At 62.6% G+C, this 14380-nt stretch carries 14 protein-coding genes; 6 read left to right on the top strand and 8 right to left on the bottom strand.

Features of this window, described 5'->3' with window-relative positions; genetic code table 11:
- The first annotated feature begins 60 nt into the window (after positions 1 to 60).
- The 5 genes from NXT3_RS10200 to NXT3_RS10180 all read left to right on the top strand — a co-directional run bounded on the left by NXT3_RS10200 (position 61) and on the right by NXT3_RS10180 (position 5416).
- On the top strand, positions 61 to 1575 hold the full coding sequence (locus NXT3_RS10200; protein ID WP_104839282.1) for a helicase HerA domain-containing protein: 1515 nt from the start codon (positions 61 to 63) through the stop codon (positions 1573 to 1575).
- Between the two features lie 254 nt (positions 1576 to 1829).
- Positions 1830 to 2447 carry a 30S ribosomal protein S4 gene (gene rpsD / locus NXT3_RS10195; RefSeq protein ID WP_018239866.1) on the top strand — a complete coding sequence of 206 codons (618 nt, stop codon included), beginning with the start codon at positions 1830 to 1832 and terminating at the stop codon, positions 2445 to 2447.
- A 94-nt stretch (positions 2448 to 2541) separates the two neighbouring features.
- The gene (locus tag NXT3_RS10190) at positions 2542 to 3489 is read left to right on the top strand and encodes a glutaminase (RefSeq protein WP_104839281.1); all 948 of its coding nucleotides are present in this window, start codon (positions 2542 to 2544) and stop codon (positions 3487 to 3489) included.
- A gap of 215 nt (positions 3490 to 3704) precedes the next feature.
- Positions 3705 to 4595, top strand: a complete 891-nt coding sequence (gene ttcA, locus NXT3_RS10185) for a tRNA 2-thiocytidine(32) synthetase TtcA (RefSeq protein ID WP_104839280.1) — start codon at positions 3705 to 3707, stop codon at positions 4593 to 4595.
- A complete protein-coding gene (locus tag NXT3_RS10180) occupies positions 4592 to 5416 on the top strand; it encodes an inositol monophosphatase family protein (protein ID WP_097538291.1) in 825 nt (274 codons plus the stop codon). Before ttcA ends, NXT3_RS10180 begins: the two co-directional genes overlap by 4 nt.
- 63 nt (positions 5417 to 5479) lie before the next feature.
- Here NXT3_RS10180 and NXT3_RS10175 read toward each other — a convergent pair whose 3' ends face one another.
- The 8 genes from NXT3_RS10175 to NXT3_RS10140 all read right to left on the bottom strand — a co-directional run bounded on the left by NXT3_RS10175 (position 5480) and on the right by NXT3_RS10140 (position 14061).
- The gene (locus NXT3_RS10175; protein WP_050988346.1) at positions 5480 to 6709 is read right to left on the bottom strand and encodes a multidrug effflux MFS transporter; all 1230 of its coding nucleotides are present in this window, start codon (positions 6707 to 6709) and stop codon (positions 5480 to 5482) included.
- A gap of 148 nt (positions 6710 to 6857) precedes the next feature.
- Complete coding sequence (locus tag NXT3_RS10170) at positions 6858 to 8096, bottom strand: multidrug effflux MFS transporter (RefSeq protein WP_104839978.1); 1239 nt, start codon at positions 8094 to 8096, stop codon at positions 6858 to 6860.
- Positions 8097 to 8465: 369 nt separating this feature from the next.
- Positions 8466 to 8801, bottom strand: a complete 336-nt coding sequence (grxD, locus tag NXT3_RS10165; protein ID WP_037385944.1) for a Grx4 family monothiol glutaredoxin — start codon at positions 8799 to 8801, stop codon at positions 8466 to 8468.
- A 133-nt stretch (positions 8802 to 8934) separates the two neighbouring features.
- Entirely contained in the window at positions 8935 to 9180 is a 246-nt protein-coding gene (locus tag NXT3_RS10160; protein ID WP_097538293.1) for a hypothetical protein, read from the bottom strand.
- 6 nt (positions 9181 to 9186) lie between these two features.
- Positions 9187 to 9420 carry a BolA/IbaG family iron-sulfur metabolism protein gene (locus NXT3_RS10155; protein WP_014328481.1) on the bottom strand — a complete coding sequence of 78 codons (234 nt, stop codon included), beginning with the start codon at positions 9418 to 9420 and terminating at the stop codon, positions 9187 to 9189.
- A gap of 128 nt (positions 9421 to 9548) precedes the next feature.
- On the bottom strand, positions 9549 to 11777 hold the full coding sequence (purL, locus tag NXT3_RS10150) for a phosphoribosylformylglycinamidine synthase subunit PurL (RefSeq protein ID WP_104839279.1): 2229 nt from the start codon (positions 11775 to 11777) through the stop codon (positions 9549 to 9551).
- Between the two features lie 191 nt (positions 11778 to 11968).
- A complete protein-coding gene (locus NXT3_RS10145; RefSeq protein ID WP_104839278.1) occupies positions 11969 to 12520 on the bottom strand; it encodes an acyloxyacyl hydrolase in 552 nt (183 codons plus the stop codon).
- Between the two features lie 122 nt (positions 12521 to 12642).
- A complete protein-coding gene (locus tag NXT3_RS10140) occupies positions 12643 to 14061 on the bottom strand; it encodes an aminotransferase-like domain-containing protein (protein WP_097524848.1) in 1419 nt (472 codons plus the stop codon).
- 82 nt (positions 14062 to 14143) lie between these two features.
- On the opposite strand from NXT3_RS10140, the gene NXT3_RS32930 reads away from it, so the two are divergent.
- Entirely contained in the window at positions 14144 to 14377 is a 234-nt protein-coding gene (locus NXT3_RS32930; protein WP_083854262.1) for a DUF1127 domain-containing protein, read from the top strand.
- The last annotated feature ends 3 nt before the right edge of the window (positions 14378 to 14380 follow it).

Genomic DNA, 14380 nt, shown 5'->3' with positions numbered 1-14380 from the left:
GTGTCGCTGGTTTTGGCGCTCCCGGCGGATCGCGAATCAATTCGTGACGAAGAGGTGGGAATGAAAGTCGGCATCGACATGGGAACGACGTCCGAAGGGACTTCGGCCTCGCTCGATATCGAAGAGCTTCTGGCGACGCGACTCCTGGTGCAGGGCAATTCAGGCTCGGGCAAGTCGCATCTGTTGCGCCGGCTGCTTGAGCAGTCCGCCCCTTGGGTGCAGCAGTGCATCATCGACCCAGAAGGCGATTTCGTGACCCTTGCCGACAAGTTCGGTCATGTGGTGATCGAGGGCGAGCGGACGGATGCGGAATTGATCGGCATCGCCACGCGCATCCGCCAGCACCGCGTCTCGTGCGTCCTTTCGCTCGAGGGACTCGACATTGAGCAGCAGATGCGCAGCGCCGGCGTGTTCCTGAACGCGATGTTCGATGCGGATCGCGACTATTGGTATCCCGTCCTGGTCGTCGTCGACGAGGCGCAGATGTTCGCGCCCTCGGTCGGTGGCGACGTTTCGGAAGAGGCGCGCAAGGTGTCGCTCGGGGCGATGACCAACCTGATGTGCCGCGGCCGTAAGCGCGGACTGGCCGGCGTGATTGCCACCCAGCGCCTGGCGAAGCTTGCCAAAAACGTCGCGGCGGAAGCGTCGAACTTCCTGATGGGGCGCACCTTCCTCGATATCGACATGCAGCGCGCCGCCGACCTGCTCGGCATGGACCGTCGCACGGCCGAAATGTTCCGCGACCTGAAGCGTGGCTCCTTCGTAGCGCTCGGCCCGGCGCTTTCCCGCCGGCCGCTGAAGGTGACGATCGGATCGGTCGAGACGTCGGCGCGCTCGACGAGCCCGAAGCTGATGCCGCTGCCGGAGGCGCCGCAGGATGTCGAGGACCTGATCTTCACGCCCGATCCGGAAGAATTGAGCCGACCCATTGTCCGACGTGCGGCGCCCCAGCCGCGGCCCGCCAGCGATATTCTCGCGGAACTGTCGCGGCCGCGGCCGGAATCTCAGACACCGGTCGAGGCGAAACCCGCCCAGCCGGAACTCTCCGCCGAGGAGCGGGAGGCGTTGATCGATGGCGTGTTCGCCGAGATTCTTGCAAACCCGGAAGCGGCGTTCCGGCCCGACGCCGAGCTGTACCAGGATTTCCTGGTTCGCTGCCGCATCCGCCGTGTGCCAGGCTCCGCACCGTCACTCGGTGTTTTTCGGCGCAAGATGGCCGTGGCGCGCTCGGGGGTGGATCCCGAAACGGCTGCGACTGAAGCCTGGGCATCGGCTCTTGGGCTCGCCGATCGGGTGACGGAGGACCTGCAGGGCGTCTTCCTGATGATGGCGCAGGCGGCCGTGCGTGGCGCTCCCTGTCCTTCTGACGCGATGATCGCGCGTGCTTACGGCACGCATTCCGCCCGGCGGGCGCGACGGTTGCTCGGCTATTTCGAAGAGCAGGGGCTGATCGTCGTGCATGCGGATTTCGCTGGCAAACGAATCGTCGCTTTCCCTGACCTCGGCAAAGAGACCCGTCCGGGTGATGCGAATGCGCCGGATGCCGGCATGTCGGAGTGCGCGGCCGCGGAGTGATTTTTCGGAACGGGGATTGGCGGAAATCCCTGCGTTTCTTGCGTAAATCCGTTTGACAATTCCCCGCCCAATGCGTAAAGACCCGCCCAACGCCGGGCAGCGATGCCCGGTGTTTCATTTGACATGTCCCGTGGTTTCTCCGGCAGCGTGATCGTGAGAAGCCTGTCAGAACTCCCAAAATGAGTTCAGAGGAGGGCGTGTTTCCTTGATCCGGCTTGGCAACAGACCGGTGTAACCGATTGAAAGGAAATGCGATGAGCAAGCGCGAATCGTCCAAGTATAAAATTGACCGTCGCATGGGCGAGAACATCTGGGGTCGCCCGAAGTCCCCGGTCAACCGCCGCGAATACGGCCCGGGCCAGCACGGTCAGCGCCGCAAGTCGAAGCTTTCCGACTTCGGCGTGCAGCTGCGCGCCAAGCAGAAGCTGAAGGGCTACTACGGCGACATCCGTGAAAAACAGTTCCGTGCGATCTTCGCCGAAGCTTCCCGCCGCAAGGGCGACACCCCGGAAAACCTGATCGGCCTGCTTGAATCGCGCCTCGACGCGATCGTCTACCGCGCCAAGTTCGTTCCGACCGTCTTTGCCGCCCGCCAGTTCGTCAACCATGGCCACGTCAAGGTCAACGGCGTTCGCGTCAACATCGGTTCCTACCGTTGCAAGCCGGGCGACGTCATCGAAGTCAAGGACAAGTCCAAGCAGCTCGTTACGGTTCTCGAATCCGTTCAGCTCGCTGAGCGCGACGTTCCGGACTATATCGAAGCCGATCACAACAAGATGGTCGCGACCTTCGTCCGCGTTCCGGCTCTGACCGACGTTCCCTATCCGGTCGTCATGGAGCCGCACCTGGTCGTCGAATTCTATTCGCGTTAATCCGGGCTCGGCCTCGTGAATTCGAAAACCGCCCGGAGACGGGCGGTTTTTTTGTAGAAAACTGCCGGAGCGACCCAAGATCGAGGAGTGCCGCATGCCGGAGCAGAAAGCGCCTCAGGATCTGCAACAGATCCTCGACGACATCTATCGCGAGCTGACGCCGCGGCTGGGCGAGGGCAAGGTTGCCGACTATATTCCCCAGCTTGCCCGCATAAATCCCCAGCATTTCGGCATGGCGATCGTCACGACGGGCGGTGATGTGCATCGGGTCGGCGATGCGGAAGTGCCGTTCTCGATCCAGAGCATTTCGAAGGTCTTCACGCTGACGCTGGCGCTCGGCAAGCATGGCGAGAATATCTGGCATCGGGTCGGCCGCGAACCCTCCGGGTCGGCCTTCAATTCGATCGTGCAACTCGAACACGAGGGTGGAAAGCCGCGCAACCCCTTCATCAATGCGGGGGCGATCACGATCAGCGACCTGATCCTCGCCGGCCACACGCCGAGGGAACTGATAGGCGAGATCGTGCGCTTCGTCCGTTACTTGGCCGACGACGAGAACATTGTCATCGACCACGAGGTTGCCCGCTCCGAGACGGCCACCGGCTTCCGCAATTTCGCGCTCGCCAGTTTCATGCGCTCCTTCGGACGGCTCGACCATCCGGTCGAGCATGTGCTCGGCGTCTATTTCCACCACTGCGCGCTCGCCATGACCTGCAGCCAGCTGGCGAAGGCGGGCCTTTTTCTGGCGGCGGGCGGCACCAATCCGTTGACCGGCCATTCCGTCGTATCGCGCCTGCGGGCCCGGCGCATCAATGCGCTGATGCTCACCTGCGGCCATTATGACGGATCCGGTGACTTTGCCTATCGCGTCGGTCTGCCCGGCAAGAGCGGCGTCGGCGGCGGCATCATGGCGGTCGCGCCCGGCAAAGCCTCGATTGCCGTGTGGTCGCCGGGCCTCAACGAGAACGGCAATTCGCTCCTGGGCTCGCTGGCGCTCGAGATGCTCGCGGCGCGTACCGGCTGGTCGGTATTTGGGCCGTGAGCGTCTGAGGGTGCCCCTCATGCCGCTGCCGTGACCTCCGCCCCGCGTGCGGGGAGAGGGCTACGGTGAGGGGCAATTTCGCTGAGGTTGAGGGCTCGATTCCTGCAATTCATTGCGCCGCCGCCCCCTTTTCCCTTGATCTTCGGTACCAGACCGGGCAAGGGTTCGGGCCTTTGGGCGGACCTATTTCGCCCTCAGAATCCGAGACTACCGCCATGGAACTCTCACTATCGCCTGAGCGCGAGATGATGGACGCTGCTCCCAATGCGGAAGACGCCGTTCTCGACACCGGTGCTCATCCGCTGTTCGCGCGGATGCCGACCTCCGTCTCCTTCAACAAGCTGAGAAAGCGCCTGCTGCGCCAAGTGCGTCAGGCTTTCGACGACTTCGGCATGCTGAAAGGGTCGAAGCGCTGGCTCGTCGGCGTTTCCGGAGGCAAGGACAGCTACAGCCTCTTGGCGCTGCTGATGGATCTGCAGTGGCGCGGGCTTCTGCCGGTCGAGCTCATTGCCTGCAATCTCGACCAGGGCCAGCCGAACTTTCCGAAACACATCCTGCCGGACTATCTCGCCTCGATCGGCGTCAGGCACCGGATCGAATATCGCGATACCTATTCGATCGTGAAGGAGAAGGTGCCGACGGGCGCCACCTATTGCTCGCTCTGTTCCAGGCTGAGGCGCGGCAACCTCTACCGTGTCGCGCGGGAGGAGGGCTGCGATGCCCTGGTGCTCGGGCACCATCGCGAGGACATTCTCGAAACCTTCTTCATGAACCTCTTACATGGCGGCCGCCTGGCGTCGATGCCGGCGAAGCTTCTCAATGACGAGGGCGACCTGACGGTCCTGCGGCCGCTTGCCTATGCGGCCGAGGACGATCTCGCGAAATTCGCCGCAGCGATGGAGTTCCCGATCATCCCGTGCGATCTCTGCGGCTCGCAGGACGGTCTCGAGCGCAATGCCATGAAGGGGATGCTTGCCGACATCGAGCGGCGCATGCCCGGCCGCAAGGACACGATGCTGCGCGCGCTCGGCCATGTGAACCCGTCGCACCTGCTCGATCCAAAACTGTTCGATTTCCAGTCCCTTTCTTCGGAGCCCACAGAATGAGCCAGTCCGTCGATATCGCCGCCCTTGCCAACCTTTTGCAGGAGGCGGCGGTGAAGGAAATCCTGCCTCGCTTCCGGAATCTGGAATCGGGCGATGTGCGGACGAAGTCCGAGGCGATCGATCTTGTGACGGAAGGCGACGAGGCTGCCGAGAGGCTGATCAAGGCGAAGATCGACGCGATCGCGCCTGGCGCAGTCTTCATCGGGGAAGAGTCGGTCGCGGCCGATCCCGCTCTCCTCGACAAGCTGGCGGATGCCGAGCTTGCCATTGTCGTCGATCCGATCGACGGGACCTTCAACTTTGCCGCCGGCCTGCCGCTCTTCGGGGTGATGGCGAGCGTCGTCGCCAAAGGCGAGACCGTTGCGGGCATCATCTACGATCCGCTCGGCAATGATTGGGTAATTGCCGAGAAAGGTTCCGGCGCTTGGATGTGCCGGCCGAACGGGTCGCAGGAGAGGCTGTCGGTCACGGCCGGCGTGCCGCTTGGCAGCATGGTCGGCGGCGCCTCGACGGCATTCTACCAGGAAGACGACCGCCGGATCGTCATGGGCAATTTGGCCAAGGTGAGGATCGCCACAAGCTACCGCTGCGCCGCGCATGAATACCGCATCTTCGCAGCCGGCCATCTGCACTTCCTGATGTACCAGAAGCTCATGCCGTGGGATCACCTTGCCGGCACGCTGATCGCCGAAGAGGCCGGCGCCTATGCGGCCCGCTTCGACGGATCGCGCTATCTGCCGGCCCACACCAATGGCGGGCTGCTTCTCGCCACCGACAAGGAAAGCTGGGAGGCGCTGCGGCGCGAGGTTTTCACCGTCTGATCAAGGACGTTACAGGCGTCACAATAGAGAAAGCCCGCCCGGATCGCCGAGCGGGCTTTGTTGTTACATATGTCCGCCACCGTGATCGGGACCGGCGATCTGGTCGCCGGGATGGGTGAAGAGCTTTCCCTTTTCCGCCCAGAGCGTAGCGGCAATGGTCAGAAGTCCGAAGAGCGCGAATCCGCCGAACAAGGGCTGCAGCGTTCCGTTGAAAAGCTGGCCGACGGCGCTGCCGATGAGGGCGCCGGCCGTCGTCGAGATGAAGCCGGTAATCGCGGTGGCCGTGCCGGCGAGATGGCCCATCGGCTCGAGGCTGATCGCCGTGAAATTGGTGGCGATCACGGCAAAGAACATCAGCAGCACCGAGAACATCACGTAGCTGACGACGAAGGCCGGCGTGCCGGCCAGCGACAGCGCGTAACCCGCGGCCGCAAGCAGCGTGAACAGGATCAGTGCGGCATGCGAGATGCGACGCATGCCGAAGCTGCGGACAAAAAAACCGTTGGCAAAGTTTGCCACAGCGATGCCGCCGGCCGTTCCGGCAAAGGCGATCGGCAGCCAGTCGGCGAGACCGTAAATTTCGCCGAAGACCTGCTGCACGCTGACGATGTAGGCGCAGATGACCGCCGTGAACAGCGTCAGGCCGATCATGTAACCGCAGGTGATGCGGTTCGTCAGGACCGTACGGAAGCCTGAAAGAATAGCGCCGAACGAGAGCGGCAGGCGCTCCTTGGCAGGGAGCGACTCCGACATGCGAGTCAGCGCCAAAAAGAAAAGAACGAGGCCGATCACGCCGATCAGAATGAAGATCCAGTGCCAATCGGCATAGACGATGACAACCTGTCCAAGCGAGGGAGCGACGATCGGCACGATCATGAAGACGATCATCACATAGGACATGACGCGTGCCATCTCGCGGCCGCCGAAACAGTCGCGGACAATCGCCATGGTGGTGATGCGCACCGCCGCGGCACCGATGCCCTGGATGAAGCGCAGCACCAGCAGCGCCTCGAAGCTCGTCGCCTGCGAGGCGGCGAAGCTCGAGATGGTGAAGAAGGCCAAGCCGCCGAGCAGCACCACGCGGCGGCCGAAGGCATCGGAAAGGCTGCCGAAGAAAATCTGCGAAAAGCCGAAACCGAGGAAGAATATGCCGATGACGAGCTGCGCGTCGTTGGCATTGGTAACGTCGAACGACTGGCCGATGCTCGAAAGCGCCGGCAGCATGCTGTCGATCGCGAGCGCCACGCTTGCCGTCATCACGGCAATCGTCACGATGAATTCGACGAGGCCCATTCCGATACGAGCCGCACCCGAAACCGAGTTGGTATCATCCGGTTGTTGTCGGGCGTTGAGGGTGTCTTCTGAGATGGAAGTCATTGAAATATCCACAATAGCAGATTTGGGAGGAACAATCCGGCCGTCGCGCCACACCGGCATCCGGCTAGCCGGCAGGATTGTGCGGTTTGAAAAGCCGGCCGCCTTCTGCAAACAGCACAAAGACGAGGGCAAGGACGCCGACGGCAAAGAAGCCGACGGCGAGCGGTGTCACAGTGCCGTCGAAGGCCTGGCCGATGACGGCGCCGATGACCCCGCCGGTGATCGTCTGGACGAAGCCGAGAACCGACGAGGCGGTACCGGCCACATGCCCGAGTGGCTCCATGGCCATGGCGTTGAAGTTGGCAAAGATCACCCCGAACTGGAACATTGCCGCGGCGTAGAGGACCACGAAAATCGGTAGTGGCAGCGGTCCCGCGAGCGATGCACACATCCAGACGAAGCTCGCCAGGGTGAAGCCGAGAAGGGCGGCATGCGAGAGTGCCCGCATGCCGAACCGCCGCACGAGACGCGAATTGGTGAAGGAGGCGACCGCCATGAGTCCGGCAAAGCCCGCGAAGACGACCGGGAACCACACGCCGAGACCATAGATGCCGACGAGGACCTGCTGTGCCGAATTGATGAAGCCGAAGAGCGCGCCGAAGATCACGGACGTCGCCAGCGTATAGAACAGCGCCATCCGGTTCGTCACGACGATACGAAAGCCCTCCAGAATCGCAGACGCTGTGAACGGGCGTCGGTTTTCAGGAGCCAAGGTCTCCCGCAGGCGAACTGCGACGGGCGCCGCGACGGCAAGCGCGTAGAACGCGATCACGACGAAGATCATGTGCCATTCCGCAAAGATCATGATCAATTGGCCGATGCTCGGGGCGATCACCGGGACGATCATGAACACCATCATGACCAGCGACATGATCTCCGCCATTTGACGGCCGCCATAGATGTCACGCACGACGGATACGGTCACGACGCGAATGGCGGCCGCGCCGACGCCCTGCACGACGCGGAAGAACAGCAGCGCGGCGAATGTCGGCACGAAGACGATCGCGATCGCGCTCAGGGCATAGAGCGCCAGCCCGCCGAGGAGCGGCGCCTTCCGCCCGAAGCGATCGGAAAGCGGTCCGAAGAAAAGCTGTGCGAAACCCATGCCGAACAGATAGGCGGACAGGATATATTGGCGGTCGTTTTCGTCGCTGACGCCGAGGCTTGCACCAATTTCCTGCAGCCCCGGCAGCATGATGTCGATCGAAATCGCATTGATGGACATCAGCATCGCCATCAGGGCGATGAACTGGGTCTTGGTGAGGCCGGAAAGCGTCGCCGCTTGATCTATCGGTTTTGTCATTTCGGGAATCCCGCTGACCGTCCGCTCGGCGTCCGGCACAGAATGCGCCGCTGATATCGAGGGCGCAGAGTTCATCAATACTTTGATCGGTCTGTGAAATTTCAGGTCGAAGTCGAGCCTGCGCCGACTTCGATGCTATGAGTATACGGGTGCGAGAGAGTGCGCGCCCCAAGGCAATGTCTGCGTCGATCGCCCCCGTGGGGCAGTCGAAAATCTGCCGATGCGCGGTCGTGGAAGACCCCTCCGGAGCCGGTGAATTTCGTCGCCTGCTCAAGGAGTGCACCGAAATTTAGCCGAACGGCATATAGTTCCGGAATCAAAAAAGGCGGTCAGGCCGCCTTCTCCGTGCGCTGTTCCCTATTGCGGATGCTACGCAGCGCCCTTTACGGAAATGCCCTGTCCCTGAAGATGCTCCTGCAACTCGCCTGCCTGGAACATCTCGCGCACGATGTCGCAACCGCCGACGAATTCGCCCTTCACATAGAGCTGCGGAATGGTCGGCCAGTTGGAGTAATCCTTGATGCCTTGGCGCAGATCCGCATCGGCGAGCACGTTGATGCCCTTGTAGTCGACGCCGATGTAATCGAGGATTTGCACCACCTGTCCGGAGAAACCACACTGCGGAAACTGCGGCGTGCCCTTCATGAAGAGAACGACGTCGTTGGTCTTGATCTCGTTGTCGATGAAATCGTGAATTCCGCTCATGTTGTCTTCCTTCCTGGCCGGCTTCAAGGACCGGATGTCGCTTTGCTGCTTAAATAGCATGCATGGGCGCGGTTTTCACCCACCCAATTCGCAAAAATGTTGATGGTCCTCAAAATGTGGCTTTCAAACCACCTCAGGCGGAGCGGCGGCGCAGCTTGCTGCGGGATGCAGCGGTGCGGCGACGGCTCACCTGCTTCTTTGCCGGCTTGCGGATCGCGGCCTGGATGATCTCGGCAAGGATGCCGCCGGCGCCTGAGGCTTGCCTGGTACGGCGCTTCGTCCGCCGCGTCGCGGTTTTCCTGGCGCCGGTCTTCTTTAGGATCTCCTTCAGCGCACTGTCGACGACACCGCTGACGAGTTCCTTGATCAAGTCCGCCATAGGGACTCACTCCGGCGCGCTGGTCTGCAGGGCGAGCGCATGAAGTATGCCGCCCATATTTCCCTTCAAGGCGTTGTAGACCATCTGGTGCTGCTGCACGCGGGTCTTGCCGCGAAACGCTTCGGCCACGACTTCGGCGGCATAGTGGTCGCCGTCACCGGCCAAATCGCGGATCGTGACCTTGGCGCCCGGGATTCCGGCCTTGATCATGTCTTCGATATCGCCTGGTGTCATGGGCATGATATGCCAACTCCCTTGTTATTTTTCTGCGGGCGCAGGGGATGCACCCCCACTCGTAGCCTCAAGGGAACCACGATTCAGGGGCGGAAAGCAAATGATGATTTGACGGTTTTCCGCCCCGTCTGCCGTCAATTGTCCGGAGCCAGATCGCTGCCCATGTAGGTGGGGAACCAGGCTTCGTGGGCGGAACGCAATTCGTCTACCGAGACCGCCTTTGCATCGCCGAGTTTAACGGCTTCGCCTTCGGTCTTGCCGATAACCGGCAGGTCAATGCCAGCGACTGCCGCCCGAGCGACGACCGCATCGAGCTTGTCGGCAGTGACCGTCACGACATAGCGACCCTGATCCTCACCGTAGAAGGCCGCAATCGGATCGTTCTCCGGAGCAGCAATCGTCGCGCCGATGCCCGAGGCGATCGCCATTTCCGCAACGGCAAGCGCAAGGCCGCCCGAAGAGCAGTCGTGCACGGCGGTAACCAGTCCGTCCGCGATCAGGCCGCGAACGAAGTCGCCGACCTTGCGTTCATGCGCCAGATCCACGTGCGGTGCCGGACCGTCGGTGCGGCCGTGAATGTCGCGCATATAGATTGACTGAGCGATGTGGCTGCCCAAGTGTTCCGGCGCGCCGGCGAGCAGGATGGTCTCATCCGCCGCGGCAAAGCGGATGCGCGCCATCTTCGACCAGTCCTTGACCAGCCCTACACCGCCAATGGTCGGGGTGGGCAGGATCGCCTGGCCGTTCGTCTCGTTGTAGAGCGATACGTTGCCCGAAACGATCGGGAAATCGAGAGCGCGGCAGGCTTCGCCGATGCCTTTGATGGCGTGTACGAACTGGCTCATGATTTCGGGGCGTTCGGGGTTGCCGAAGTTCAGATTGTCGGTGGCAGCGAGCGGCAGCGCCCCGGTTGCCGTCAGGTTGCGCCAGCATTCGGCGACAGCCTGCTTGCCGCCCTCGAACGGATCTGCCTCGACATAACGGGGCGTCACATCCGAAGAGAAGGCGAGCGCCTTCGTCTCATGGCCTTCGACGCGCACCACGCCGGCGTCGCCGCCCGGCAGCTGCAGCGAATTGCCCTGGATCAGCGTGTCGTATTGCTCGTAAACCCAGCGGCGCGAGGAATTGTTGGCGGAGCCGACCAGCTTCAGAAGCGCCTCGGCGACATCGGCCTGGGGAATGTCGTTGGTCGCGAGCGGCGAGGGGGTCTTGGCCGGTGTCCAGGGGCGGTCATATTCCGGTGCCTCGTCGCCGAGTTCCTTGATCGGCAGGTTCGCCACTTCCTCGCCCTGGTGCAGGATGCGGAAGCGCAGGTCGTCGGTCGTCTTGCCGACGATTGCGAAGTCGAGGCCCCACTTGACGAAGATCGCCTTGGCTTCCTCCTCCTTTTCCGGGCGCAGCACCATCAGCATGCGCTCCTGGCTTTCGGAAAGCATCATCTCGTAGGCAGTCATGCGCTCCTCGCGCACCGGCACCTTGTCGAGATTGAGCTCGATGCCCAGATCGCCCTTGGCGCCCATCTCGACGGCGGAACAAGTGAGGCCGGCGGCGCCCATGTCCTGGATGGCGATCACGGCGCCCGTCTGCATCAGTTCGAGGCAGGCTTCAAGCAGGCATTTTTCCGTGAAGGGATCGCCGACCTGGACGGTCGGGCGCTTCTCCTCGATCGACTCGTCGAACTCGGCCGAAGCCATGGTGGCGCCGCCGACGCCATCGCGGCCGGTCTTGGCGCCGAGATAGACGACCGGGAGCCCGACGCCCTCCGCCTTCGAATAGAAGATCGCATCGCTCTTCGCGAGGCCTGCCGCGAAGGCGTTGACGAGGATGTTGCCGTTATAGCGCGAGTCGAACTCGACCTCGCCGCCGACCGTGGGCACGCCGAAGGAGTTGCCGTAGCCACCGACGCCGGCAACGACGCCGGACACGAGGTGGCGGGTCTTCGGATGATCGGGCGAGCCGAAGCGGAGCGCGTTCATCGCGGCGATCGGGCGCGCACCCATGGTGAAGACGTCACGCAGGATGCCGCCGACGCCGGTGGCCGCGCCTTGATAGGGCTCGATATAGGAAGGATGGTTGTGGCTCTCCATCTTGAAGACGACGCAATCGCCGTCATCGATGTCGACGACGCCGGCATTCTCGCCCGGCCCCTGGATGACGCGCGGTCCCTTGGTCGGGAGCGTGCGAAGCCATTTCTTTGAGGATTTGTAGGAGCAGTGCTCGTTCCACATAGCCGAGAAGATACCGAGTTCGGTGAAGGTCGGCTCGCGCCCGATCAAGTTCAGGATGCGCTCATATTCGTCGGGCTTCAGCCCGTGCGAGGCGATGAGGTCCGGGGTGATGGGGCGGGTGTTGGAAATCGTCATCGTCGACCGTCAATCCTTCGGGCGGCGCTCACCCCTTCCGACAGGGACACGGCGCGTGCGAACCGCAACACAAACAGGGGGCGCTTTGCGGCTTCTTTAGCCTATGACGCGCCGCGGCGCGACAGAAAAATACCGCAGATCAACAGGAGCCAGCCGACGTGCTCCCGACCGGAAATTCCGTTTCTCAGCCGCTAGAATTTGTAGCCGAGCATCAGTCCCGCACGCGTCAAACCGTCGTTGGGTCCATTGCAAAGATTGGCATTGGAGGAGTGTTCCACCGTTGCCGACAGGTTCCAGTGATCGTCGAAGCGAAACCCGGCGGCGGCATATTCGCGGAACATCAGCCGACAGCCAAGCTTCGGCCCGCTCGTTCCGTCATCGTTCAGGTCGCCGTCGTGAACCGTGCCGCCGGCACCGAGCTCGACAAAGAAACGCTCGGTGATGTCGACGTCCCAACTGAACCCGCCATACACCTGGTTGACGCCGTTCGACGCGGTTGCGATCGAGGCTCCGGCATGCACCCGTGGCCGCAGGACCTTTTCAATAAAGCCGGTAGCACTGTCTGCACCGAACGGGTCGAAAAAGACGGTCACGGATGGGAAGACGCCGTCCTCCTGATTGTCGCCGTCGCCGATGGAGGTCGTCGCACCGAAACGGAGTTCGTCGAAGATCGGCTCTGCCGCGTGAACGGGTGTGGCCCCAAGAGATGCCAGGAACGCGAAGGCTCCGACGGAACCGAGCATCAGGCTCGGGCACCGAGCCAAGTTGAAGAAAGCATGCCAGATCCTTTGGAAAGGCGAATCGACTCAGGCGTTACGCGAACTATAAATCGTCGTCGCCTGTGCGAAAGTCGTCTGGCAGGGAATTAGTCGAAGCTGTCGTAGCCGGTACGGCCGCTATCGAGCAGGCGTCGCAAGATCTGGAACCCGGCCTCCACGTCGCTCCGCTTGGCCGGCGAGGAGAATCCGACGCGGATGCGGTGGAAGACGCGGTCGGACCGGGCCGCCTTGAATTCGTCCTCGTCGTCGATCAGCACGCCTTCCTGGAGGGCTGCCTGCTTGAAGGTTCCCGACAGCCAGGGCTCCGGGAGCTTCAGCCAGAGGAAGGGTACCTTCGGGTGGTCGTTGAACTCGAAGCCGGAGAAGATTTCGCGCGCCATGGCGACGCGCTTGCCGATTTCCTCGACGCCGCGGCCGCGCAGGGAGGAGGCGGCCCCTGAAAGAACAAGGCGGGCGCAAAGTTCGGCAAGGAGGAACGGAAGGCCGCCGCTGATCATCTTGTGGGCGATGCGGATGCGCTGGCTGAAATGTGGCGGGCAGGCGACCCAGCCGCCGCGCACGCCGGCGGCAACGGACTTCGACAGGCCGCCGACGAGGAAAGTCCGCTCCGGCGCTAGTTCGGCGAGAAGCGGAATGGGATCACCGGTCATCGAGCCATAGAGATTGTCCTCGACCAGCCATACACCGTATTTGCGGGCGATTTCGGCGACCGCCTGGCGCCGCTCGAGCGGCATGATCGCCACCGTAGGGTTCTGCGCGCTTGGCATCAGGAAGGCGAGCTTCGGATGCTGCTGGGCGCAAACGCGCTCGAAATCCTCCGGGATCAGGCCGAACTCATCGCTTGCGAGCAGCGCGATCCGCCGCCCGATCAGCCCGGCGCTGCGGCTTACCTGCGAATAGGTCAGGGTTTCGAAGGCGATGCGGTCGCCCGGCGAGGTGACCGCCGAAATCACGGCAATGACGGCGGCGTGCGCACCGAGCGTCGGCACGATGCATTCCGGTGTCGGTCGAAAGCTGCCGCTCGCCAGCCACTGCGCACCCGCTTCGAACCAATGATCAGGAAAATTGCGGGCATAGCTCGCAATGTCCGCATGATGCTCCCGGCTGATGTCACCGAGCAATCTTGCCAGAATGTCGCCCTGGCCGATGTCCGGCGCCGCCGTGCTGTCGAAGCGCAGCTTGCCGGGCGGCGCGACGATCGGACGGGTACCGGCTAGCGACGTGGTGAGTGGATCGGCCTGTTCGGGCGGTCTGCTCTCCGGATGGTCCAGCACATAGGTGCCGCGGCCGACCTCGCCGCTCACAAGTCCGCGCTCCCGCACGATGTTGTAGGCCCGGCCGATCGTTCCGATCGTCACCCCGATGTCGAAGGCCAGATTGCGTTGCGGCGGCAGCTTGGTGCCGACGGGCAGGGCGCCGCTGCCGATCGCCTGTTCAATCTGGTCGGCGATCCGCGCGTAAAGCGGCCCGTGCCCCTGCTGTATATCCGGTAGCCAAGTTGTCATAGTGACAATTGTCTATATTGCCTCAATTGCAGAGTCAATTATCACAGGATGGTGCGACAGTACGGCGTTGAGGTTCAGAGCAATGAATACAATTAATACAATTCAGTTGTCGCCGCGGCACACCGAGAGGCCCAGCCATCGCGGGCAAAGCGCCAACTTGAGTATTCCAGCTAGGCTGTGGCGCTTCTACTGTGCATTGGCCGCGAAGAGGCGCAGCCGTCTGGTGCTGGGCGACTTGAGCGACCACCAGTTGAAGGACATCGGCGTCAGCGAGGCTGAAGCACGGCGAGAGGCTGCCGTTCCGTTCTGGCGTTAGAGC

The organism is Sinorhizobium fredii, assembly GCF_002944405.1.
In the GTDB taxonomy this organism is placed as follows: Bacteria; Pseudomonadota; Alphaproteobacteria; order Rhizobiales; family Rhizobiaceae; genus Sinorhizobium; species Sinorhizobium fredii_C.
The sequence above is the reverse complement of the archived record's forward strand: the minus strand, read 5'-3'. Positions and strand labels throughout refer to the sequence as shown.